Annotated in this window: 19 protein-coding genes; 12 read left to right on the plus strand and 7 right to left on the minus strand. The window is 64.5% G+C overall.

Features of this window, described 5'->3' with window-relative positions:
- Positions 1 to 45: 45 nt before the first annotated feature.
- A complete protein-coding gene (locus DM807_RS02740) occupies positions 46 to 765 on the plus strand; it encodes a 16S rRNA (uracil(1498)-N(3))-methyltransferase (RefSeq protein WP_012274545.1) in 720 nt (239 codons plus the stop codon).
- Here the strand turns inward: DM807_RS02740 and trhA are convergent, their stop codons facing one another.
- The 7 genes from trhA to DM807_RS02775 all read right to left on the minus strand — a co-directional run bounded on the left by trhA (position 766) and on the right by DM807_RS02775 (position 10314).
- Positions 766 to 1383: a PAQR family membrane homeostasis protein TrhA gene (gene trhA, locus DM807_RS02745; RefSeq protein ID WP_012274546.1), complete on the minus strand. Its 618-nt coding sequence runs from the start codon at positions 1381 to 1383 to the stop codon at positions 766 to 768.
- A gap of 61 nt (positions 1384 to 1444) precedes the next feature.
- Positions 1445 to 1918 carry a chemotaxis protein CheW gene (locus DM807_RS02750; RefSeq protein ID WP_012274547.1) on the minus strand — a complete coding sequence of 158 codons (474 nt, stop codon included), beginning with the start codon at positions 1916 to 1918 and terminating at the stop codon, positions 1445 to 1447.
- Positions 1911 to 6854 (minus strand): hybrid sensor histidine kinase/response regulator, encoded by a 4944-nt coding sequence (locus DM807_RS02755; protein ID WP_179027032.1) that lies wholly within the window; start codon positions 6852 to 6854, stop codon positions 1911 to 1913. Before DM807_RS02755 ends, DM807_RS02750 begins: the two co-directional genes overlap by 8 nt.
- Positions 6855 to 6876: 22 nt before the next feature.
- On the minus strand, positions 6877 to 8901 hold the full coding sequence (locus DM807_RS02760; RefSeq protein WP_223296421.1) for a methyl-accepting chemotaxis protein: 2025 nt from the start codon (positions 8899 to 8901) through the stop codon (positions 6877 to 6879).
- A 47-nt stretch (positions 8902 to 8948) separates the two neighbouring features.
- A complete protein-coding gene (locus DM807_RS02765; protein WP_012274550.1) occupies positions 8949 to 9503 on the minus strand; it encodes a chemotaxis protein CheW in 555 nt (184 codons plus the stop codon).
- Entirely contained in the window at positions 9500 to 9865 is a 366-nt protein-coding gene (pilH, locus tag DM807_RS02770; protein WP_012274551.1) for a twitching motility response regulator PilH, read from the minus strand. Before pilH ends, DM807_RS02765 begins: the two co-directional genes overlap by 4 nt.
- 47 nt (positions 9866 to 9912) lie before the next feature.
- Entirely contained in the window at positions 9913 to 10314 is a 402-nt protein-coding gene (locus DM807_RS02775) for a response regulator (protein ID WP_012274552.1), read from the minus strand.
- Positions 10315 to 10468: 154 nt separating this feature from the next.
- Here DM807_RS02775 and gshB point away from each other — a divergent pair, with 154 nt between their 5' ends.
- The 11 genes from gshB to phaC all read left to right on the plus strand — a co-directional run bounded on the left by gshB (position 10469) and on the right by phaC (position 21055).
- Entirely contained in the window at positions 10469 to 11422 is a 954-nt protein-coding gene (gene gshB / locus DM807_RS02780) for a glutathione synthase (protein WP_012274553.1), read from the plus strand.
- A 91-nt stretch (positions 11423 to 11513) separates the two neighbouring features.
- On the plus strand, positions 11514 to 12419 hold the full coding sequence (locus DM807_RS02785) for an energy transducer TonB (protein ID WP_012274554.1): 906 nt from the start codon (positions 11514 to 11516) through the stop codon (positions 12417 to 12419).
- Positions 12420 to 12585: 166 nt separating this feature from the next.
- The gene (locus DM807_RS02790) at positions 12586 to 13155 is read left to right on the plus strand and encodes a YqgE/AlgH family protein (RefSeq protein ID WP_012274555.1); all 570 of its coding nucleotides are present in this window, start codon (positions 12586 to 12588) and stop codon (positions 13153 to 13155) included.
- Positions 13155 to 13580: a Holliday junction resolvase RuvX gene (ruvX, locus tag DM807_RS02795; RefSeq protein ID WP_003249316.1), complete on the plus strand. Its 426-nt coding sequence runs from the start codon at positions 13155 to 13157 to the stop codon at positions 13578 to 13580. The genes DM807_RS02790 and ruvX overlap by 1 nt, the downstream gene beginning before the upstream one ends.
- A 49-nt stretch (positions 13581 to 13629) precedes the next feature.
- The gene (gene pyrR, locus DM807_RS02800; protein ID WP_012274556.1) at positions 13630 to 14148 is read left to right on the plus strand and encodes a bifunctional pyr operon transcriptional regulator/uracil phosphoribosyltransferase PyrR; all 519 of its coding nucleotides are present in this window, start codon (positions 13630 to 13632) and stop codon (positions 14146 to 14148) included.
- Between the two features lie 12 nt (positions 14149 to 14160).
- Positions 14161 to 15165, plus strand: a complete 1005-nt coding sequence (locus tag DM807_RS02805; protein ID WP_008099987.1) for an aspartate carbamoyltransferase catalytic subunit — start codon at positions 14161 to 14163, stop codon at positions 15163 to 15165.
- On the plus strand, positions 15162 to 16433 hold the full coding sequence (locus tag DM807_RS02810) for a dihydroorotase (RefSeq protein WP_071984724.1): 1272 nt from the start codon (positions 15162 to 15164) through the stop codon (positions 16431 to 16433). The genes DM807_RS02805 and DM807_RS02810 overlap by 4 nt, the downstream gene beginning before the upstream one ends.
- A 257-nt stretch (positions 16434 to 16690) precedes the next feature.
- Complete coding sequence (gene hslV, locus DM807_RS02815; RefSeq protein ID WP_003249309.1) at positions 16691 to 17221, plus strand: ATP-dependent protease subunit HslV; 531 nt, start codon at positions 16691 to 16693, stop codon at positions 17219 to 17221.
- A 76-nt stretch (positions 17222 to 17297) separates the two neighbouring features.
- Positions 17298 to 18641 (plus strand): ATP-dependent protease ATPase subunit HslU, encoded by a 1344-nt coding sequence (gene hslU / locus DM807_RS02820; protein ID WP_012274558.1) that lies wholly within the window; start codon positions 17298 to 17300, stop codon positions 18639 to 18641.
- Between the two features lie 88 nt (positions 18642 to 18729).
- Positions 18730 to 19107, plus strand: coding sequence for a gamma-butyrobetaine hydroxylase family protein (locus DM807_RS02825; RefSeq protein ID WP_012274559.1), 378 nt, complete (start codon positions 18730 to 18732; stop codon positions 19105 to 19107).
- 268 nt (positions 19108 to 19375) lie between these two features.
- Positions 19376 to 21055, plus strand: a complete 1680-nt coding sequence (phaC, locus tag DM807_RS02830; protein ID WP_060494473.1) for a class II poly(R)-hydroxyalkanoic acid synthase — start codon at positions 19376 to 19378, stop codon at positions 21053 to 21055.
- The last annotated feature ends 22 nt before the right edge of the window (positions 21056 to 21077 follow it).

Genomic DNA, 21077 nt, shown 5'->3' on the forward strand with positions numbered 1-21077 from the left:
GGCCGCTCCTACAACGGGCGAGTAAACCTTTAAAACGAGCACCCCATGAGACTGTCCCGCTTCTTCATCGACGCCCCCCTGAGCCTTGGCGAACACGACCTGCCCGAGGCCCAGGCCCACTACATCGGCCGCGTGCTGCGCATGGCCCCCGGCGACGCCGTGCAGCTGTTCGACGGCAGCGGCCAGGAATACCTCGGCCAACTGCTTGAAGTGGGCAAGAAAACCGTGCGTGTCAGCCTCGACCAAGCCCTCACCGGCCAGGCCGACTCACCGCTGCACGTGCACCTCGGCCAAGGCCTGTCGCGCGGCGAACGCATGGACTGGGCGATCCAGAAGGCCACCGAACTGGGCGCCAACGAAATCACCCCGATCGTCAGCGAACGCTGCGAAGTGCGCCTGAAGGACGAACGTGCCGACAAACGTCTGGCCCACTGGCGCCAAGTGGCGATCAGTGCCTGCGAACAATGCGGGCGCTCAACCTTGCCGGTCATCCACCCACCCGTGCCCCTAACCGAGTGGCTGAGCAGCACTCAGGCTGACCTGAAGCTGGTCCTGCACCCGGTGGCCGAGCCGCTCACCAGCCATGCCAAGCCTGCAGGCCTGGCCTTCCTGATCGGCCCCGAAGGCGGCCTTAGCGAAGCCGAAGTCGAACAGGCCAAAGCCGCCGGTTTCCACGCAGCACGCCTTGGCCCACGCGTGCTGCGCACCGAAACCGCGCCGGTGGTGGCGCTGTCGGTGGCACAGCAGCTGTGGGGCGACTTTTAACTAACGCACATAGAACGACACCGCCACGAAGTGCATGAGGCTGCCGGCAATTACGAAGAGGTGCCAGATGCCGTGCCAGTGGCGGAAACGGCTATCGAAGGCGAAGAAGATGATGCCGACGGTGTAGAACACCCCGCCGGCCGCCAGCCAGGTAAAACCTGCGGTGCCCAGCGTATTGAGCAATGGCTTGACTGCAACCAGCACGATCCAGCCCATCACGGCATAAATGATGATCGACAGGATCCGCGCCTCGGAGCGCGGCTTGATCTCCTGCAACATGCCAATCACCGCCAGCCCCCAGACCACACCGAACAGGCTCCAGCCCCACGGGCCGCGCAGGCTGACCAGGCAAAACGGCGTGTAGCTGCCGGCGATCAACAGGTAGATCGACAGGTGATCGAGCTTGCGCATGATCACCTTCGCTCGACCGCGGGTGCTGTGGTACAGGGTGGAAATGCTGTACAGCAACAGCAGCGTGCTGCCGTAGATGGAGAAACTGACGATCTTCCACGGGTCGCCTTGCAGGCCCGCGACCACGATCAGCCAGATGGCACCGATACAGGCGAGGACAGCACCGACCAGGTGAGTCCAGGCGTTGAAGCGTTCACCGTAATACATGCAAACACAGACCTCCCGAGGTGGGCTGGGTTCCTGAAGCAGTCTTTTTCGGCCTTACATCCTACCCAAGATCAGGTTGCAGATCCGCGTCACGCACCAGCCTTTCCAATGCAACCAGGTCCGGCACCCTTGCCACCTGCTCGCCCACCTGCACCGCCGCCAACTCCAGGCGCCCCAGTGCCACGTCCACATAGTTGAGCTGGCTGTCGAGCTTGCATGAACGCGGGATGTCCTGCAGCAACAGCGCCAGGTACCGCAGCCCGGTATCGCCCAAGGCATTGAGCACCACTACGCGTGCCCGCTCACCGCACGGCGTCTCGCCACCGCACGCCGCCTCGAAACCAATCAGCGGCAAGCGTTGCTGGCGCCAGTCGATCCAGCCCAGGTGCCAAGCGGGATCACCGTGCTGACACACCAGGTTGCGCTGCCCGCTCAACTCGGCCACCGCCACGTTGGGCAGCACCAGGGTGCGGTCACCCAGCGGCAGCAACAGCCCGGTCAGGCTGCTGCGTTGCCCGGCAATCAGTTCAAGCATGGGTCTGGCTCCAATGGGCGATGCTCTGCAACAACAGCGACTCCTGGTACGGCTTGCCCAGGTATTCGTTGACGCCGATGGCCATGGCGCGGTCGCGGTGCTTCTGCCCGGTACGCGAAGTGATCATGATGATAGGCAGGTCCTTCAGGCGGGCGTCACGGCGGATACGTGTAGCCACCTCGAAACCATCCATACGTGGCATCTCGATGTCCAGTAGCAACACGTCGGGCCGGTGCTCTTCCAGCAAGGCCATGGCGTCAACACCGTCTTTGGCTGTGAGCACGCTCATGCCGTGGCGCTCCAGCAGGCGGCTGGTGACCTTGCGCACGGTTACCGAATCGTCCACCACCATCACCAGCAAGGGGCGGCGTGGTGCCGGGCCAAGCAGTTGGCGTTGGCTGCCACCAGCGGGCAGGCGAGCCAGCCGTCGCTGCTGGCCGCGCAGCTGGCCCAGCAGGTCAAGAATCAACACCACCCGACCATCGCCCAGCAACGTTGCCCCCGACAACCCGGCAACCGCGGCAAACTGCGGCCCCAAGCTTTTCACCACGATCTCGCGGCTGGGCGACAGGCCGTCGGCCTGGATGGCGAACGATTGCTCCTTGGCATGCACCAGCAGCACCGGCAATGGCACGCTCTGGCCCAGCAGGGTCGGGCGTGGCACACCTTGCAGCAACTCGCCCAGGTAGCGCAGCTCGTATTCGTGGCCGGCGTAGACATAACGTGGCGCGTCCAACTGGTAGCACGCCGCCAGCTCGGCCGGCGGCACACGAACGATACCTTCGATGGTATTGAGCCCAATTGCGTACTGCTCTTCGCCCAGGTGCACCATCAACGCGCGGTTGATGGACACCGTGAACGGCAGGCGGATCAAGAAGCGCGCGCCTTTGCCCTGGGCCGACTCGATGCTCATCGAGCCCCCCAGTTGCTTGACCTCCTCATGCACCACATCCATGCCCAGCCCGCGACCGGAAATTTGGGTGATCTTTTCAGCGGTGGAAAAGCCCGGGCGCAGGATGAACTGCAGGATCTCGTGATCGCTCAACTGGGCCTGCGGGTCCAGCAGGCCGCGCTTGATGGCCTTGCGCCGCACCGCCTCCAGTGGCACGCCGGCACCGTCATCGGTCATTTCGATGACGATATCGGCACCTTCGTGCAACAAATTCAGGTGAATGGTGCCCTGCTCCGGCTTGCCGGCAGCCAGGCGCATTTCGCGGCTTTCCAGGCCATGGTCGACGGCGTTGCGCAGCATATGCTCCAGCGGCGCCACCATGCGTTCGAGCACGCTGCGGTCCAGCTCACCCTCGGCATTGCCGACCACCAGCTCCACCTGTTTGCCCAGCTCGCTGGCCACCTGCCGCACCACGCGCTGCAAGCGCGGTACCAGGCGTTCGAACGGCACCATCAGGGTGGCGGTCAGGCCTTCCTGCAACTGGCTGTTCACCCGCGCCTGCTGCTGCAGCAGGCTATACGCCTCCTGAGCGCGCTGGGCCAGGGTTTCCTTCAGGTCGAGCAGGTCCGAGGCAGACTCGAACAGGGCCCTCGACAGCTGCTGCAGCTGCGAATGGCGGTCCATTTCCAGCGGGTCGAAATCGTCATAGGCATCGCCTTCGAACTGCTGACGGCTGGAAATTCGCCCTTGGGTCTCGACGTCCAGGCGCAGCAACTGGTCGCGCATGCGCTCGAGGGTGGTTTCCATCTCGTTGAGGGTGAACTGCGCATCGTTGACCTGCTGCTCGATGCGCCCACGAATGATCGAGTGCTCGCCGGCCAGGTTACCCAGGTCGTCGAGCAGCTCGGCATCGACCTTGACCATGTCGCCCGGCACCCGCTCTGGCGCCGCTGCCGGCACTTCGGCGGTTGCAGCCTCCAGCGCTCCCTGGCCCGCGGCACTGTCGGTCAGTGCCGCGCTGCTGAAATTGCGAATGTAGTCGATCAGCGCCGTGGCAGCATGCAGCGGCTGCCCCAGGCGCACGGCATCGAGCATGTGCGCCAGACGGTCGTGGCAGTTCTGTAGCAGGGCGAACAGCGGCGCGCTCGGTGGCAAACGGCCGGCGGCCAACAGTTCGTAGAGAAACTCCAGTTCGTGGGCCAGGTCGCCGATCGGGGCGATTTCGACCATGCGCGCCACGCCCTTGAGCGTGTGCAGGTCGCGCATCAGGTTGTCCACCTCGACGCTGTTGCGCGGGTCGGCCTGCCAGCGCGCCAGGGCTGCTGCGGCGCTTTCGACGATGTCCGAGCTTTCTTCGAGGAACACTTCCAGCAGTTCTTCGCCGGGGTTTTCCGGCTTCTCGACCAGCGGCTCGGCGGCCCCCGGCAGCAACGACGGGTGCCCCAGCCCCAAGGTATCGGTCAGGTCCATGTCCGGGTGCAGCGGTGTGACCGTATCAATGCCCACAAGGCCGGTTGCATCCGGGGGCAGGGCCTGGTCCAACAGGTTGCGCAGGCTGCCAACCAGTTCTGGGCGCGGCGCCAGATCCTGTCCAGCCGCCACTTCGTCGAGCATGTCCAGCAGGGCTTCATGGGCGTGCTGCGCCTGGGCGAAGAAGCGTGCATCGGCGGGCAGGCTGCCCTCTTCTACTGCACCGTACAGGTCGAGCAAGGCCTCGCACACATCATCCATCTGCCACAGGTCAGCCAGGTGAGCGGCATGGCCCAGGGTGGTCATTTCATCAAGCAGGGTGTCCAGTGCGTCACGCTGACCTGGCTGCTGCTGCCAGCGCGACAGCACCGACTCGGCATTGAGCAGAATGTCCATGGCCTGGGCCAGGAAACTGGCGACCAACTGCGGGTCGCGCTTGCTGCGCCGCGCGTGCTGCGGGTCGTCATGCAAGCTGGCCAGGCGGCCGTCCACTGCCTGGCCAACCTGCTCGATCAGCTCCGCAGCGCCGGGTATGGCAGCCAGCGGCGTACTGTCAAGTTGCGCCAGGCCCAGATGAAACAGCGAGCGCGCGGCTTCCAACCATTCCATCTCGGCCATTTGCAGCGGCAGTTGATGCCCCTTGTACTCACGGGCCAAGCGGTCGAAGGCGGTGGCGAGTTCGGCGACCGGCATCACCCCGGCCATGGCGGCACTGCCTTTGAGCGTGTGCAGGGCACGCTGCAGGCCATCGCTGACCGGCGTATCGTGACCATCGGCGCCCTGCAGGAAGGCATCGAGGCTGGCCAAGTGGCCCTGCGCTTCACTGCGGAAAATATCCAGTAACTGCGGATCCAGGCCATCGATATTGGCCGTGGCTGGTGCGTCGTTTTCAGCCAGGGCGTGCAGGTGCCCAGCCAGTTGCTCGATTTCGGTCAGTTGCGGCAGCTGGCCGGCGGCAAAGTCGGCCAGCAAATCGGGCAGATGGACGAACACCTGCTGCAGGGCCACCACGCCCTCCGGGCTGAGCACGCTGCGGCCTTCCAGTACCCGGTTCAGCAGGTGCTCGGCGCCCCAAGCCAGTTCAGCCACCGCCTCGGCATGCACCATGCGACCGCTGCCTTTGAGGGTATGCAACGCACGACGTACTTCCCCCAGCGCCCCACGCTGCTGGTTGTCCGCACGCCAGCGCAGCCAGTGACGCTCGATTTCCGGGAGCAACTCGCCAGCTTCCTCGAGAAACACTTCGCGCAGCTCGTCGTCGATGCCATCGCCATCGGCTCCCAGGCCCGCTCGGGCGTCAGCCTGCGCACAGTGCACGCCCAGCGCCGCCAGGCTGGCACGCGCCCTGTCGATGAAGGGCTGGCCATCCGCCAACGGGTCGGCCACCCGCCATTGCAGGTAACACTCGGCAGCACTCAGCGCCTCGGCCAGGTGCGTCAGCTCATCGGCGGGCGGCTCTTCGTCCAGGTGCTGCAACCAACGCTGCACATAACTTGCGCAGCCGGCAAACAGCTCGGCCACGGCGGGCAGCATCAACATGGCCAAAGCCCCGCGAACCTGCTGCAATAGCCCTGGCAAAGGTTGCAGGCGCTGCCGAGGCCAGTCGGACTCCAGGTAGTCGCCGATCAGGTCCTTGGCCTGCTGCAATACATTCAGCGACTCGCTCAGCACCAGCTGGCGTATCTCGGCCAGGTCCGAACCCGGCAGGCTACCCTGGCCGTTTTCCTCCAGTGGGCCGACCATGCCGTTCAGCGAGGCCTCCACGTACAGCAGGGCCCCCGCCACATCCATCAGTACCGCATCGTCCACCGACCGCTCGCCCTGGGCCAAGGCCTGCAGCTCCAGCACCTGGTCGATGATCACCCGCCGTGGTTGTTGGAAGCCCAGTACAGCCAGGGTATCGGCCACGTGGCGCAGCGGCGCCAGCAGGGCATCGAGCTGCTCGCTGTGCTGACGATCGCTGCGCACGAACTGGTCCAGGCGCTCCTTGATGCGCATGAGGTCGTCGCAGAGCGCGGTCACCACCGAGCGCAGGGCATCGCGGCCCGGCCCGGCCTGCAATTGATCGCGCCAGTTGCCCAACGACAGGTCGAGGTTGGCCAGGTCGTCGGACCCGGCAAAGCGTTGCGTAGCACCACTTATCAGGCTTGCCTGGGCTAGCGGCTCGATGCCACGGCAGGCGCGCAGCTGGTTGAGCAGTGGCAGCATCACCAACGGCAGATCGTGGCGGGCGCCGCGCAAGCGCTCAAGGTACGACGGCAACTGCTCCAGACCACGGAACAGCGCACCCAGGCAATCGCCCCGTGGGCTGACCTGGCCATCGGCCAACGCCTTGGCGAACAGCTCCAGTTCCTCTGCCAGGCGCGTGGCGCCACGCAGCTCGAGCATGCGCAGGCAGCCATGCACCTGGTGCAAGTTGTCGACCACGAAGGCCAGCATCGACAAGTCGCCCGGTTCGCCGGCGAAGCGCTCCAGCGCCTGCCGTGCCTGGCCCAGGCAATCGAGAATGGCGGCCTTGGTCCAGGCCAGCGCCACCGTTTCGTGGCGCTCGGGGCTTACAGCAGCGACAGCCATGGGCACTCCTCTGCGCGGCGCTTCACTTGGGCTCTGCCGGTGGCGGCAGGGTGAAACCGGACACCGAACGGCGCATCTCGCTGGCCATGCGGGCCAGGTGGCGAATACTGTCGGCGGTGGCACCCGAGCCTGCGGAGGTTTGCGCGGTAATCTGCTGGATCACCGCCATGGTATGGGAGATCTGCCCTGCCGAAGAAGTCTGCAACTGGGCAGCGTCGGAAATGCTGTGGATGAGGTCGGCAAGGTTCTGCGATACCCCTTCGATCTCGGCCAGCGCCACCCCGGCATCCTGGGCCAGGCGGGCGCCGCGCACCACTTCGGCGGTGGTCTGCTCCATGGAGATCACCGCTTCGTTGGTGTCGGCCTGAATGGTGCGCACCAGTGCCTCGATCTGGCGGGTGGCCGACGACGAGCGTTCGGCCAGGCGCTGTACCTCGTCGGCGACCACGGCAAACCCGCGGCCGGCCTCACCGGCCAGCGAGGCCTGGATCGCAGCGTTGAGTGCGAGAATGTTGGTTTGGTCGGCAATGTCGTCGATCAGGCTGACGATGTCGCCGATCTCCTGGGAAGACTCGCCCAGGCGCTTGATCCGCTTGGCGGTGTCCTGGATCTGCTCGCGAATGTTGTCCATGCCGTTGATGGTGTTATGCACCACCTCGTTGCCCTTGTTGGCAATAGCCACCGAGCGCTCGGCCACCTTGGCCGATTCATAGGCATGCGCCGACACCCGATCGATCGACTCGACCATGTCGCCAACCGCCTCGGACGCTTCGCTGATTTGTGCGGCCTGGTGCTCGGAGGCCTTGGCCAGTTGGCGAGCGGTGTTCTGCGTGTCCTGCACAGCGGCGGCAACCTGCATGGCGCTGTGGTTGATGGTGGCGACCAGGTCGCGCAGCTGGTCCACGGAATAGTTGATCGAGTCGGCAATGGCGCCGGTGAAGTCTTCGGTCACCGACACGGTCACGGTCAGGTCGCCGTCGGCCAGCTCTTCGATTTCGTCGAGCAGGCGCATGATCGCCTGCTGGTTGCGTTCGTTCTTTTCTGCGGTCTCGCGCAACTGGCGGTTGGTGGTACGCACCATGACCAGGCCGATGAGGATGATCGAGGCCAGCGCCAGCAGGCCCAGGGCGTAACCGCCAACGGTGTCGAGGGTGCGCCCACCGGCCAGGTTCTCGAAACCGTTGGCCAAGTGCGAGGCTTCGTCGAGCAAGGTTTGCGAAAGGCTGAAAATGTTGCCTGCGGCTTCACGCACACGGAACAGTTCGGGCGAAGTTTCGAGAATTTCATCGACCGAACCTGCAACGAACTGGAACAGTTCGGCAATTTCGGCCAGCCGTGCGCGGGCGTCGGCGTCCTCGACGCGGGTTACCTGGATGGTCGCATTGCCATTGAGCATGCCCTCCAGCACCTGGCCAAAGCGCCCGGCGTCGCGGCCAAAGGCATCGGCCGCCTGGGCTGCGCTGTCGTCACCGGCCAACACCGTGTTGACCGAGCCGAGAATACGCTCGGCCAGCAACAGCTGGCGCTGGGCCACCGCCACCTGATTGGCCGGGGCACCGCTCTGCAGCAGGATCTCGACCACTTTTTCGTATTCCACCTGCAACTGCGGCACGGTCTCGGCCAGGGTCGCCGCCACCTGGTGCAACGACAGCACGGTCTGCTCGCTGGCCAGGATGATGTCGGTGTTCTTACGCAGGTTTTCCCAGTCACGGCGTACCGACTCCATCTCGTCACGCACCGAGGGTGGCGCAGGCGGCAGGCCGGTGGACTTGTCACCCTGACGCAGGTAGCCCCAGCGACGCTCGAAATCGTTGCGCGCATCCGACAGCAGCTTGAACGCCAACGCCTTGCCGGTGGCCGCTTCGGTGGCGTTCTTGGCAATGCGTTGCGACAGCACACGCAGCTCGCCGGCATGGCCGATGTACTGCTTGTCGTAGTTGGACTGGGTATTGAGGTAGGCGAAGTTGGCGAACAGCAGGATGATCGACAGGATCAGGATCAGGAACAGCACGGTGATCTGCGCGATGCTGCGGGTACGTGGGGTCACGGTGGTGGCAGTGACGGGGGTGGCAGGCTTGTTCACGTTCGCAGGTCCTATAACGCCACATCGAGAAAGCCCGGCGCCTGGGCCAGGGCGAAGGGGCTGAAGATCGCCCAGTTGCGTTCACGCGGGAAGTGCCCCTGCACAAAGCGTGCAGCGGCCCGGATCAGTGGTTGCGGCGGCGACAGCTGCAAGCTGTCGAGGGCAAAGTGCTGCAGGCCCAGTACCTCGTCCACCAGCAGGCCGACGAACAGGTCATCGTGGTCCAGCACCAGCACCCGCCGCTGCTTGCCTGGGGCGGCGTGGCCCAGGCCGAAGAAGCTGCTCAGGTCCATCACCGGCAACAGCCGGCCACGCAGGTTGGCCACCCCGCACACCCACGGCTGCACGCCGGGAACACGGCTACTGCGCGGTTCGCGCAACACCTCGGCCACTTCGCCCATGGGCGCGACGAACCACTGCCCGGCGATGCGAAAGCCGATGCCGCTCCACTGCTGCAGGCGGTTGTCCTGCGGTGGCTGGTCGGCCACCAGCAGGCGGCAGCGCCGGTCGATGTCCAGCAACAACTCGAAGGCGGTCAACGACGCGCCCTGCGGGCGGGTGGTCAAGCCCCCAGCACTTCTTTGAGCTTGGCGATCAGCGCGTCCTCTTCCACCGGCTTGGTCAGGAAGTCACGTGCACCCTGGCGCGTGGCCCAGATGCGGTCGGTTTCCTGGTCCTTGGTGGTCACCACGATTACCGGGATGGCGCTGGTCTCTGGGTCCTTGCTGAGCTGGCGAGTGGCCTGGAAACCGTTCATGCCAGGCATGACGATGTCCATCAGCACAGCGTCGGGCTTGTCTTGCCGGGCCAGGGCCACGCCATCGGCACCGTTGCTGGCCTTGAGCACCTGGTAGCCGTGCTTCTCCAGCCATTCGGTCAATCTGTACATCTCTGTCGGCGAGTCGTCGACAATCAGAACTCGGGCCATGCTGTTTCCCCATCAGGAAAGTAGGACCGTGCCATGGCGGGGCGCGGTCAGGGTGCGTGTTGTTGAGGTACGGCAAACCCGGGCACGTGGGCGCGGATCGCGTCGAGCAATTCTTCCTTGCTGAACGGCTTGGTCAGGAACTGATCGGAACCGACCACCCGGCCACGAGCCTTGTCGAACAGGCCGTCGCGCGACGACAGCAGGATCACCGGGGTGTCCTTGAAGACACTGTTGTGCTTGATGACCGCGCAGGTCTGGTAACCGTCCAGGCGCGGCATCAGCACATCGACGAAAATGATGCTGGGCTGGTGGTCGACGATCTTGGCCAGGGCATCGAAGCCATCGCTGGCGGTGATCACCTCGCAGCCCGCTTCACCGAGCAACATCTGTGCGGTGCGGCGGATCGTGCGGGAATCGTCGATCACCATCACCTTCAGGGGTTGTTCCATAGACGCCTACCAATGGAAATTAGCTGCACTTTTAGCACACTCCGGAAGGCCATTCCATCTGCGCCGCCCCTTGACCGGCGGCGCTCGCGGCGCCACCCTGAGCCACTTTTCTTTCGAGCCATCGCGGCCAAGCGCCGCCAAGAGGAACCACCCCATGAGCGTTCGCCTCGGCATTGTCATGGACCCCATCGCGTCCATCTCCTACAAGAAGGACAGTTCGCTGGCCATGCTGCTGGCCGCCCAGGCACGCGGCTGGAGCCTGTTCTACATGGAACAGCAAGACCTGTACCAGGGCGAAAGCAAGGCCCGTGCACGCATGCGCCCGCTGAAGGTGTTCGCCGACCCGGCACATTGGTTCGAGCTGGGCGAGGAGCAGGACAGCCCGCTGGCCGAGCTGGACGTGATCCTGATGCGCAAAGACCCGCCGTTCGACATGGAGTTCGTCTACAGCACCTACCTGCTGGAACAGGCCGAGAATGATGGCGTGCTGGTGGTCAACCGCCCGCAGAGCCTGCGCGACTGCAACGAGAAGATGTTCGCCACGCTGTTCCCGCAGTGCACCACGCCGACCCTGGTCAGCCGCCGCCCGGACATCATTCGCGAATTCGCCGCCAAGCATGCTGACGTGATCCTCAAACCACTGGATGGCATGGGCGGTACGTCGATCTTCCGACACCGCGCTGGCGACCCCAACCTGTCGGTGATCCTGGAAACCCTGACAGCGCTGGGTACCCAGCAGATCATGGCCCAGGCCTACCTGCCGGCGATCAAGGACGGCGACAAGCGCATCCTGATGATCGATGGCGAGCCGGTGGACTATTGCCTGGCGCGTATCCCTGCCAGTGGCGAGACCCGTGGCAACCTGGCCGCTGGCGGCCGTGGCGAGGCCCGCCCGCTGACCGAGCGCGACCGCTGGATCGCCGCCCAGGTCGGGCCGACCCTGCGCGAGAAGGGCCTGCTGTTCGTGGGCCTGGACGTGATCGGCGACTTCCTCACCGAAATCAACGTCACCAGCCCCACCTGCATTCGCGAGATCGATGCCGCCTACAACACCGATATCGGTGGCAAGTTGATGGATGCCATTGATCGCAAGCTCAAGGCGCGCTGACAGCCAACGCGAAGCTAGACCCTAGAGTGGGGTATGATGCCGGTCCTATTCGACTGAGCTACTGCCCCGCCCTGCGGTTGCTGGATACCTGATGACGCTGCCCGCTGACATCCCTGCCGACCTGCTGCCTCCCCGTGTTCGCCCGGTGGACCGGCTCGGCTTCACCCTGTTTCTGGCTGCCCTGGTGCACCTGGCGCTGATTCTTGGCGTCGGCTTCACCGTGGTCAAGCCTGCCGAAATTCGCCACACCATGGACATCACCCTGGCCACCTTCAAAAGCGAGAAAGCGCCCGAGAAGGCCGATTTCCAGGCCCAGGACAACCAGCAGGGCAGCGGCACCCTGGACAAGAAGGCGGTCCCCACGACCACCGAACTGGCCCCGTTCCAGGACAGCAAGATCAACAAGATCACCCCACCACCCGCCGCCAGGCCCGAAGTGGTACCCCCGCCTACCCCGCAGAAGTCGGCGGTAGTGACGACCGCGCCCAAGCCGCAAAAGGTCGAACCCAAGCCCAAGGAAAGCAAGGCGCAGCCCAAACCGGCCGCGCCTGCGCCAGACTTCGACAGCTCGCAGCTGTCCAGCCAGATCGCCAGCCTGGAGGCGGAGCTTTCCAACGAACAGCAGATGTACGCCAAACGCCCGCGCATTCACCGCCTGAACGCCGCCTCGACCATGCGCGACAAGGGCGCCTGGTACAAGGAAGAGTGGCGCAAGAAGGTCGAGCGGGTGGGCAACCTGAACTACCCCGACGAAGCGCGCCGGCAGCAGATTTACGGCAACTTGCGCATGATGGTGTCGATCAACCGTGATGGCTCGCTGTACGAGGTGCTGGTGCTGGAGTCGTCCGGGCAACCGGTGCTGGACCAGGCGGCACAGCGCATCGTAAGGCTGGCGGCGCCGTTTGCACCGTTTACTGGGGATTTGGCTGAGTTTGACCGGTTGGAGATTATTCGGACATGGCGGTTTGCCCGTGGGGACCGTTTGTCCAGTAATTGAGTATTGGCCTTGGGCGTAGGGCTTGCGAGATGCGGTGGCGCGGAGATCGAGCGCCGCGCGGGCGGCGCTCGATCTCAAAGACACCAAAAACCTCAAGACAGACACCAACCAAACGACACAAATCCGCACCTTGTCAGCCTCGCCACCTGGCGCCACACTATCCCCCATGAAAACCCTAGCCCCCAGCTACCTCAAGCATCAGTTTCTGATCGCCATGCCGCACATGGCCGATCCGAACTTCGCCCAGACCCTCACCTACATCGTCGAGCACAATGAGCATGGCGCCATGGGCCTGGTGGTCAACCGGCCGCAGGAACTGAGCCTGGCCGACATCCTCGAGCAGCTGCGCCCGGACGAAATGCCGCCGGCCAGCACCTCGCAGGTGCCGATCTACCAGGGCGGCCCGGTGCAGACCGACCGCGGCTTCGTGCTGCACAGCAGCGAGTGCAGCTTCCAGGCCACAGTGGCCCTGGAAGGCCTGTCGCTGACCACATCGCAGGATGTGTTGCTTGCGATTGCCGCAGGGGTAGGCCCGAAACAGAGCCTGATCACCCTGGGTTATGCCGGCTGGGAAGCGGGCCAACTGGAGGCCGAGCTGGCCGACAATGCCTGGCTGAACTGCCCGTTCGACCCGGAAATCATCTTCGGCATGGCCAACGACCTGCGCCTGGAAGCTGCAGCCGCCAGCCTGGGGATCAACCTGCACCTGCTGACCAGCCAGGCGGGCCACGCCTGATGGCCGAGCTACGCCTACTGCTGGGCTTCGACTACGGCAGCAAACAGATCGGTGTGGCCGTCGGCCAGGTGATAACCGGCCAGGCCCGCGAACTGTGCACCCTGAAGGCACAGAACGGCGTGCCGGACTGGGCCCAGGTGGAAAAGCTGATCGCCGAATGGAAGCCGGACGCCATTGTCGTCGGCCTGCCACTGAACATGGACGGTACGCCCAGCGAAATGAGCGCCCGCGCCGAAAAGTTCGCCCGCCGCCTGAACGGCCGCTTCAACCTGCCCGTGCACACCCACGACGAGCGCCTGACCACCTTCGAGGCCAAAGGCGAACGCATGGCCCGTGGCGGTCAGCGCGGCAGCTACCGCGACAACCCGGTCGATGCCATCGCCGCTGCCTTGTTGCTGCAAGGCTGGCTGGAGGCCAACACCTGATCATCTTTGCCGCCGGGCCCACCCGGCGCACCCTTCCGAGGAGCCCGCAATGAGCCTACCCAATCCCGCCGAGCTGATCCGGCAGATGGCTGTCGACCTTCGCGCCCACCTGGCCCGCCGTCACATCAGCGAGCCGCGCTATATCGGTATCCGCACCGGCGGTGTCTGGGTTGCCCAGGCCCTGCAGGAAGCCATGGGCGACACCAGCCCCATGGGCACCCTGGACGTTTCGTTCTACCGCGATGACTTCAGCCAGAACGGCCTGCACCCGCAAGTGCGTCCGTCCGAGCTGCCGTTCGAAGTCGAAGGCCAACACCTGGTGCTGGTGGATGACGTACTGATGAGCGGCCGCACCATTCGCGCTGCGCTCAACGAGCTGTTCGATTATGGCCGCCCGGCCAGCGTTACCCTGGTCTGCCTGCTGGACCTGGATGCCGGCGAACTGCCAATCCGTCCGAACGTGCTTGGCGCCACCCTGTCGCTGGCGGCCCATGAACGGGTAAAATTGACCGGACCCGCACCGCTCGCCCTCGAGCGCCAGGACCTCGCCTCCGCTTCCGCCCTTTAAGAGTCCCCCGCGATGACGCCAATCGACGCCAAGCGCCCGCTGCAGCTCAATGATCAGGGCCAGCTGCGCCACTTCCTCTCGCTCGACGGTTTGCCCCGCGAACTGCTCACCGAGATTCTCGACACCGCCGACTCCTTCCTGGAAGTCGGTGCCCGGGCCGTGAAAAAAGTCCCGCTGCTGCGCGGCAAGACCGTATGCAACGTGTTCTTCGAGAACTCGACCCGTACCCGTACCACCTTCGAACTGGCGGCCCAGCGCCTGTCGGCCGACGTGATCAGCCTGAACGTGTCGACCTCCTCGACCAGCAAGGGCGAAACGCTGTTCGACACCCTGCGCAACCTCGAAGCCATGGCGGCCGACATGTTCGTCGTGCGCCACTCCGACTCGGGCGCCGCGCACTTCATCGCCGAACATGTGTGCCCGGACGTTGCCGTGATCAACGGCGGTGACGGCCGCCACGCGCACCCGACCCAGGGCATGCTCGACATGCTCACCATCCGCCGCCACAAGGGCAGCTTCGAAAACCTGTCGGTGGCCATCGTCGGTGACATCCTGCATTCGCGCGTGGCCCGCTCCGACATGCTCGCGCTCAAAGCGCTGGGTTGCCCGGACATTCGCGTGATCGGCCCGAAAACCCTGATCCCGATCGGTATCGAGCAGTACGGCGTAAAGGTCTACACCGACCTCGCCGAAGGCCTGAAAGACGTCGACGTGGTGATCATGCTGCGTCTGCAGCGTGAGCGCATGGCCGGTGGCCTGCTACCCAGCGAAGGCGAGTTCTACCGCCTGTTCGGCCTGACCACCGCACGCCTGGCCGGGGCCAAGCCCGACGCCATCGTCATGCACCCAGGCCCGATCAACCGTGGTGTCGAAATCGAGTCTGCAGTGGCCGACGGCAAGCACTCGGTGATCCTCAACCAGGTCACCTACGGCATCGCCGTGCGCATGGCCGTGTTGTCCATGGCCATGAGCGGGCAGAACGCGCAACGTCAATTCGACCAGGAGAACGCCCAGTGACCATCAGTATTCTCGGCGCCCGGGTCATCGACCCCAACAGCGGCCTGGACCAAGTCACCGACCTGCACCTGGAGGGCGGCCGCATTACCGCCATCGGCGCCGCCCCGGCCGGTTTCAGCGCCAGCCGCACGATCCAGGCCGATGGCCTGGTCGCCGCGCCCGGCCTGGTCGACCTTGGCGTTTCCCTGCGCGAGCCGGGTTACAGCCGCAAAGGCAACATCGCCAGTGAAACCCGCGCGGCCGTGGCCGGCGGCGTTACCAGCCTGTGCTGCCCGCCGCAGACCAAGCCGGTGCTGGACACCTCGGCGGTGGCCGAGCTGATCCTAGACCGTGCCCGCGAAGCGGCCAACAGCAAGGTCTACCCGATCGGCGCCCTGACCAAAGGCCTGGAGGGCGAGCAACTGGCCGAGCTGGTGGCCCTGCGTGACACCGGCTGCGTGGCATTCGGCAACGGCCTGAAGGAAATCCCCAACAACCGTACCCTGGCTCGTGCCCTGGAGTACGCGGCCACCTTCGATCTGACGGTGGTGTTCCACTCCCAGGACCGCGACCTGGCACAGGGCGGCCTGGCCCACGAAGGTGCCATGGCCAGCTTCCTTGGCCTGCCGGGCATCCCGGAAAGCGCCGAAACCGTGGCCCTGGCGCGCAACCTGTTGCTGGTGGAGCAGAGTGGTGTGCGTGCGCACTTCAGCCAGATCACCAGCGCCCGTGGCGCGCGGCTGATCGCCCAAGCCCAAGCCCTGGGCCTGCCGGTGACGGCCGATGTGGCGCTGTACCAGCTGATCCTCACCGACGAGTCGCTGCGCGAATTCTCCAGCCTGTACCACGTGCAGCCGCCGCTGCGCACCGCAGCCGACCGTGACGGCCTGCGCGAGGCAGTGAAGTCGGGGGTGATTCAGGCGATTTCCAGCCACCACCAGCCGCATGAGCGCGACGCCAAGCTGGCCCCGTTCGGCGCCACCGAGCCGGGTATCAGCAGCGTCGAGTTGCTGCTGCCGCTGGCCATGACCTTGGTGCAGGATGGCCTGCTCGACCTGCCAACCTTGCTCGCCCGCCTGAGCAGCGGCCCGGCTGCCGCCTTGCGCTTGCCAGCCGGCGAGCTGAAAGTGGGTGGGGCGGCCGACCTGGTGCTGTTCGACCCGCAAGCCTCCACCGTTGCCGGCGAGCAGTGGTTCTCGCGCGGCGAGAACTGCCCGTTCATCGGCCACTGCCTGCCCAGTGCCGTGCGTTATACCTTGGTCGATGGGCACGTCTGCCACGAGGCCTGACAAAGCGCGAACTTGCTTTGTGTAGGAGCGGCCTTGTGTCGCGAACGGGCCGCGCAGCGGCCCCAGGGTCTCTGCATCACGCATGAATCGCTGGGGCCGCTTTGCGGCCCTTTCGCGACACAAGGCCGCTCCTACATCGACCGTGCCCGGTTCGAAGACCGGACCAACCATTCATCCCCCACGGTTGAAATCCTTCCCCCCACCCCCATATGAGTCTGCATCAGGCACTTTCGCCCCGCTGCGTGGAGACTCTCCCCTTGACCACCATCGTTTCTGTCCGCCGTAACGGCAAAGTCGTCATGGGCGGCGACGGCCAGGTATCCCTCGGCAACACCGTGATGAAAGGCAACGCCAAAAAGGTGCGCCGCCTGTACCACGGCCAGGTCATTGCGGGCTTCGCCGGTGCTACCGCCGACGCCTTCACCCTGTTCGAACGCTTTGAAGGCCAGCTGGAAAAACACCAGGGCCACCTGGTCCGCGCCGCCGTCGAGCTGGCCAAGGAATGGCGTACAGACCGCTCCCTGAGCCGCCTGGAAGCCATGCTGGCCGTGGCTAACAAGGACGCCTCCCTGATCATCACCGGCAACGGTGACGTGGTCGAGCCCGAAGATGGCCTGATCGCCATGGGTTCCGGCGGCGCCTATGCACAGGCCGCCGCCCGCGCCCTGCTGAACAAGACTGACCTCTCGGCACGCGAAATCGCTGAAACCGCCCTGAACATCGCCGGCGACATCTGCGTGTTCACCAACCATAACCTGACCATCGAGGAGCAGGACCTGGCCGACTGATTCAGCTGTTCTGGCGCCCCTTCCCGGTGAAGGGGTTTTTCCACGCTGACTCATCTGCCCAAGGACCCTATTGATCATGTCCATGACCCCCCGCGAGATCGTCCACGAACTCAACCGCCACATCATCGGCCAGGACGACGCCAAGCGCGCCGTGGCCATTGCCCTGCGCAACCGCTGGCGGCGCATGCAGCTCCCTGCCGAACTGCGTGCCGAAGTCACCCCGAAGAACATCCTGATGATCGGCCCTACCGGCGTCGGCAAGACCGAAATCGCCCGCCGCCTGGCCAAGTTGGCCAACGCGCCGTTCCTCAAGGTCGAAGCCACCAAGTTCACCGAGGTGGGCTATGTGGGCCGCGACGTCGAGTCGATCATCCGTGACCTGGCTGATGCCGCGCTGAAAATGCTGCGCGAGCAAGAAATCATCCGCGTACGCCACCGCGCCGAAGATGCCGCCGAAGACCGCATTCTCGATGCCCTGCTGCCACAAGCGCGCGTCACCAGCTTCAGCGAGGAAGCCGCACAGACCAGCAGCGACTCCAACACGCGCCAACTGTTCCGCAAGCGCCTGCGCGAAGGCCAGTTGGACGACAAGGAAATCGAGATCGAAGTGGCCGATGCCGTAGGCGTGGAAATTGCTGCACCGCCCGGCATGGAAGAAATGACCAACCAGTTGCAGAGCCTGTTCGCCAACATGGGCAAGGGCAAGCGCAAAGCGCGCAAGCTGAAGGTGAAAGAAGCGCTTAAGATGGTTCGCGATGAAGAAGCGAGCCGCCTGGTCAATGAGGAAGAACTCAAGGCCAAGGCCCTGGAAGCAGTCGAGCAGCACGGTATCGTGTTCATCGACGAAATCGACAAAGTGGCCAAGCGTGGCAACGTTGGCGGTGCCGACGTGTCCCGTGAAGGCGTACAGCGCGACCTGCTGCCGCTGATCGAAGGCTGCACCGTCAACACCAAGCTGGGCATGGTCAAGACCGACCACATCCTGTTCATTGCCTCGGGCGCGTTCCACCTGAGCAAACCGAGCGACCTGGTGCCTGAACTGCAAGGCCGCCTGCCAATTCGTGTGGAGCTGAAGGCGCTGACCCCAGAAGACTTCGAGCGCATCCTGCAAGAACCGCACGCGTCGCTGACCGAGCAGTACCAGGCATTGCTCAAGACCGAAGGCCTGAACATCGCGTTCCAGGCTGACGGCATCAAGCGCCTGGCCGAGATTGCCTACCAGGTCAACGAGAAGACCGAGAACATCGGTGCCCGTCGCCTGCACACCCTGCTCGAGCGTTTGCTCGAAGAGGTGTCGTTCAGCGCGGGCGACCTGGCCAGCACCCACGACGAAGCGCCGATCCAGATCGACGCGGCGTACGTGAACAGCCACCTGGGTGAGCTGGCGCAGAACGAAGACCTGTCGCGTTACATCCTGTAATACCGCAGGGGGCCGCTTTGCGGCCCCCTTGCACATTCCCCCAAATCTCCTGAAGCTGTGCTTCATCAGCTCCCGAGAGATTCTGCCCATGGCCCGCCTGCCCACTGCCATCAACCTGCACAAAGCCTCGAAAACCCTCAGCCTCACCTACGCCCCCGGCGAGGTCTACCAACTGCCCGCCGAATTCCTGCGCGTGCACTCCCCCTCCGCCGAAGTCCAGGGCCACGGCAACCCCATTCTGCAGTTCGGCAAGATCAACGTCGGCCTCGTCGGCCTCGAACCCGCCGGCCAATATGCACTGAAACTGACCTTCGACGACGGCCACGACAGCGGTCTGTTCACCTGGGAATACCTCGAGCAGCTGTGCCTGCGCCAGGAACAGCTGTGGGCGGAATACCTCGACGAGCTGCACAAGGCCGGCAAATCCCGCGACCCGGCCGAGTCGGTGGTCAAACTGATGCTCTAGCGCAAGGCCTGCGGGGTTTAGAGCGCATTTTCTAAATTCATCTGTTTGAATGGCTTGCAGACAGCCCAGTGAGGGGCTGTCTTGCGCATTACATGAAAGTCGGGTAACCAATGGGTGTGGCAAGTTCCCTGCATCACTTTGCAGGTCGTCAGAACCCCCGCAGCACCGCTGTTCCTTATCACTGGTCACCCGAGTAGCAGTACCGGGCTCAGCGCTGTGCACCCGCCACGGCAACCGGTACTCGTCTCAGGACAACGGAGCGTCGTAGATGAGTAACAAGAACAACGATGAGCTGCAGCGGCAGGCCTCGGAAAACACCCTGGGGCTGAACCCGGTCATCGGCATTCGCCGCAAGGACCTGTTGAGCTCGGCACGCACTGTGCTGCGCCAGGCCGTGCGCCAACCGCTGCACAGCGCCAAGCATGTGGCCCACTTTGGCCTGGAACTGAAGAACGTGTTGCTGGGCAAGTCCAACCTGGCCCCGGAAGGCGACGACCGTCGCTTCAACGACCCGGCCTGGAGCAACAACCCACTGTACCGCCGCTACCTGCAAACCTACCTGGCCTGGCGCAATGAACTACAGGACTGGATCGGCAGCAGCGACCTGTCACCCCAGGACATCAGCCGCGGCCAGTTCGTCATCAACCTGATGACCGAGGCCATGGCGCCGACCAATACCCTGTCCAACCCGGCCGCGGTCAAACGTTTCTTCGAAACAGGCGGCAAGAGCCTGCTCGATGGCCTGTCAAACCTGGCCAAGGACATGGTCAACAATGGCGGCATGCCCAGCCAGGTGAACATGGATGCCTTCGAAGTGGGCAAGAACCTGGGTACCAGCGAAGGCGCGGTGGTGTACCGCAACGATGTGCTGGAACTGATCCAGTACAGCCCCATCACCGAGCAGGTACACGCTCGCCCGCTGCTGGTGGTACCGCCGCAGATCAACAAGTTCTACGTGTTCGACCTGAGCCCGGAAAAAAGCCTGGCACGCTTCTGCCTGCGCTCGCAGCAGCAGACCTTCATCATCAGCTGGCGCAACCCGACCAAGGCCCAGCGCGAGTGGGGCCTGTCCACCTACATCGATGCGCTCAAAGAAGCAGTCGACGCGGTGCTGGCGATTACCGGCAGCAAGGACCTGAACATGCTCGGTGCCTGCTCTGGCGGCATCACCTGCACCGCACTGGTGGGTCACTATGCCGCCATTGGCGAAAACAAGGTCAACGCCCTGACCCTGCTGGTCAGCGTGCTCGACACCACCATGGACAACCAGGTTGCATTGTTCGTCGACGAGCAGACCCTGGAGGCCGCCAAGCGCCACTCCTACCAGGCAGGCGTGCTGGAAGGCAGCGAAATGGCCAAGGTGTTCGCCTGGATGCGCCCCAATGACTTGATCTGGAACTACTGGGTCAACAACTACCTGCTCGGCAATGAACCGCCGGTGTTCGACATCCTGTTCTGGAACAACGACACCACGCGCCTGCCGGCCGCCTTCCACGGCGACCTGATCGAAATGTTCAAGAGCAACCCGCTGACGCGCCCCGAAGCCCTGGAAGTGTGCGGCACCGCAATCGACCTGAAGCAGGTCAAATGCGACATCTACAGCCTTGCCGGCACCAACGACCACATCACCCCCTGGCAGTCGTGCTACCGCTCGGCACACCTGTTTGGCGGCAAGATCGAGTTCGTGCTGTCCAACAGCGGGCATATCCAGAGCATCCTCAACCCGCCGGGCAACCCCAAGGCACGCTTCATGACCGGTGCCGACCGCCCAGGCGACCCAGTGGCCTGGCAGGAAAACGCCACCAAGCATGCCGACTCCTGGTGGTTGCACTGGCAAAGTTGGCTGGGCGAGCGTGCCGGCGCGCTGAAAAAGGCGCCCACCCGCCTGGGCAACCGTGCCTACGCTGCCGGCGAGGCCTCCCCAGGCACGTACGTTCACGAACGTTGAGTAGCAGCGCCGTGGCCACCTG

Origin of the sequence: Pseudomonas hunanensis (genome assembly GCF_013393325.1) — a bacterium.
Taxonomy (GTDB): domain Bacteria; phylum Pseudomonadota; class Gammaproteobacteria; order Pseudomonadales; family Pseudomonadaceae; genus Aquipseudomonas; species Aquipseudomonas putida_P.